Annotated in this window: 3 protein-coding genes, 1 tRNA gene and 1 pseudogene; 4 read left to right on the top strand and 1 reads right to left on the bottom strand. The window is 48.1% G+C overall.

Annotated features, from left to right (window positions below):
• A pseudogene (locus tag QZP87_RS03155) lies at positions 1-447 on the bottom strand (hypothetical protein); the annotation flags it as partial.
• Positions 448-662: 215 nt separating this feature from the next.
• On the opposite strand from QZP87_RS03155, the gene QZP87_RS03150 reads away from it, so the two are divergent.
• The 4 genes from QZP87_RS03150 (at position 663) to QZP87_RS03135 (ending at position 2286) form a co-directional block, all read left to right on the top strand.
• Positions 663-1055 (top strand): DUF362 domain-containing protein, encoded by a 393-nt coding sequence (locus tag QZP87_RS03150; protein ID WP_363330981.1) that lies wholly within the window; start codon positions 663-665, stop codon positions 1053-1055.
• Positions 1045-1254, top strand: a complete 210-nt coding sequence (locus tag QZP87_RS03145) for a hypothetical protein (protein WP_291321460.1) — start codon at positions 1045-1047, stop codon at positions 1252-1254. Before QZP87_RS03150 ends, QZP87_RS03145 begins: the two co-directional genes overlap by 11 nt.
• Positions 1255-1460: 206 nt before the next feature.
• Entirely contained in the window at positions 1461-1913 is a 453-nt protein-coding gene (locus tag QZP87_RS03140; RefSeq protein WP_291321459.1) for a periplasmic heavy metal sensor, read from the top strand.
• Between the two features lie 296 nt (positions 1914-2209).
• A tRNA-Pro gene (locus QZP87_RS03135) sits at positions 2210-2286 on the top strand.
• Positions 2287-2834: the final 548 nt, after the last annotated feature.

Here is a 2834-nt window from a genome sequence, read left to right as displayed (position 1 = left end):
TCCGTCTTTATCCACAATCCAGAAATCCAGGGACCAGCCGTCAATATGCGGCGTAACCAGACCCCTGGGGTCCACGATTGGATACAGCGGCAGGTCCGGATGACCCACTGCTGTCCAGTTGCGGTGAGTAAGATTGACGTGGGTGATGGAAAAGGCCCGGGGAATAAACGAAGAATCGTCGGGGTTGAACTGCTTTTGCACCCAGAAAGGCCAGACCCAGTCCAGATTGTGCTGGATGGCCCTGGTATTTATCAGCCCCCGGGCATGAAAAATTATGCCCGCACGTAAGAGTTCAATGGGCTCGTTTATCTCTGAGGGCTGGGAGAACCGCCGCAAGCGGGCCATAAGTCTTATGGGATCAATGATGCCGTAGCTTCTGGCGGCCCGCCTTACAAAATATTTCCAGGGAAGCCAGCGTAAAATAAGCGCCTCCTTTTGTTTTGACAACTTATTATTTCATATCTTCTCAAGTGCTTAATCAGCAACTGAATCCATGATTTTTTTGACTCATATCTTTACAGGCATCAGAATTAATTTCTTAAACAGAAAATCCACCTCTCGCAAGACGTTATTTGAAACCAGGCCGGATATTTTATAAATCAGAATTTGCCTTGAAAGCCTGTTGTCTGTTTACTATCCCTGCCTAAACTGGTATGATATGACTGCAAAAAGTCATTTTTGCAGTCACAGACGTCAGAGATCAGGAGAACCATGAACTGGTGCACTTTGAGGATAAACAGATGCACTGGAAGGAAGGCTTTCACGTACCCAAAATACTCTACGAGGTGGACCATATCCTGGCCTGCGGATGCCTCAAGACGCATCAACATAATGGTGTCTTTACCATGGCCCTGAAACTTGCCGTGGGCATAATCCCCAGGGAAGGCACCGATTACATGCGCCAGCTGCACGATTCCGATGCCATGCGCAAGATGATTGCTGAAATCAACCTGGCCTACCGCCCGGATATGTATATAATCGACGGCGTGGATGCCTTTGTAAGCGGAGGCCCGGGCCGGAGTCACGCTTTGCTCCAGGGACCCCGTGGCCGTTGACGCTGTGGGTGTAGGCATACTCAAGAAGCTCGGTTCCACGCCGGACATAATGGACAAGCCTGTTTTTGAGCAGGAGCAGATAGCCAGAGCCGTCGAGATCGGCCTGGGCGTTTCCAGTCCGGATATGATCCGCATGCTTTCGGACGACTCATCAGGGGAAGACTACATTCGTGGCCTGGATGAATACCTGAAGGACTAAAGCGGATTGTCCGGAAATCCGCCCGGTCTTTTTTCTGCTCAAATGAAACCCCTCCACCGGGCTTGCACATGTTGTGCAAGCCCTTGCACCAGCCACCCTGCCCGAGAAGACACCAGACGATAACCTGCCGAAATAAAAAAGTTATTTTTTTGGCATCACCCTTGCTAATATCTAATCAAATTCAATTTTTAACACAGGAGGTTTTTATGTCTGGAAAAGTTTACACAGGATTTGCAGTTGCTTTATTGGCGGTTCTTCTTTTGGCTTCGGCAGCTATGGCCCAGCAGCAGGGCAGATGGTCCGATGAGGGCAGACCAGGAGCGGCATGGTCCCAGTTGGATGAAAAACAGCAGCAGGAACTTTTGGACCGAAGAAGTGCATATCAGGAACAGGTATACCCAAAAAAACAGATGAAGAGAGCCAGGAATGCCGAACTGAATGCTGTGCTGGCTTCCGAAACTCCTGACCAGAACAGGATTCAGGAACTACGGGAGGAGCTTGTCAGGCTTAATCAGGAGCTTTTTGAAATACGCCTGGATCACAGAATCGAGCATCGGCAGGAATTCGGGTCATGCCCGGGCATGAGAGATGCTTTCAATAAAGAAGGCACCCGTGGCCGGGGCGACAAAGGCCAGCGCGGTCAGGGTCGTGGCTGGTAAGATAAACAACCAGGACCCTGTTACCATCCAAAACCCCATAACTGCTTGCAGCCTGGAAAACACAACATAACCATTCAAGGGGTCCTCGGTGTTGACTAATGGCACAAGGCCAGGGGACTGTCCCCGCACTTATTTTTCTAACGCTAACAGCTTTAAATTGTTCACCCCAAAAAAATAAGTGCTGGTCTGTCCCCTGGTCCGTATCTGCCCCCCTGAATGGTTACAACACAACCTGTCCAGGGGGCATTAAAATCAGGTTGACAACCAGTCCATGAATGCGTAACATCTTTTCTTTACGGGATGTAGCGCAGTCTGGGAGCGCACCTGAATGGGGTTCAGGGGGCCGCAGGTTCAAATCCTGCCATCCCGACCATATATTTCAAGGGGTTACGGTGAAAATCGTAACCCCTTTTTTTGTTGATTCAAGATTTGTCCCCGCATTGTCCCCAAAAAATGCCTCACGGTTCTCTGCGCATCCGTATAGTTTCATATCGTTTCTCCCTTTTATTGGCATATTTTGCTCCTATTCTTAGCACTACAGCGAAACTTATTAATTTACCTCCGGGGACTGGCTCTCCCCGCACTTATTTTTTCCAATAAAACCAAGATCATTTTCAATAAAAATAAGTGCGGGGGTGCCTGTCCCCAATTGAGATAGGTTATAATAATTATATAAGTTTCGCTGTAGTGTTAGGCCATTTTTTTTATCTCTCAACATTATGTAGCCGAAAGTGTTTGGCCCATACCCTACCCTATCTTTTGATTTTCAAGGCCCTCTACGGCCCTCCTGTGGCTTCAGCTGGTACTTAAAATTTGCTTGCTTCTGTCATATATCTTGATAACCCCATCATAAATTCTTTCCAGCTCTTCACTTTATTCCTATTGAAAACTTTTCCATAATCGTCTAACCGATACTCATTC

The sequence above is a fragment of the Desulfonatronospira sp. genome (assembly GCA_003563255.1).
In the GTDB taxonomy this organism is placed as follows: domain Bacteria; phylum Desulfobacterota; class Desulfovibrionia; order Desulfovibrionales; family Desulfonatronovibrionaceae; genus Desulfonatronospira.
Note: the sequence above shows the minus strand (reverse complement) of the source record. Positions and strands in the feature narration are given on the sequence as shown.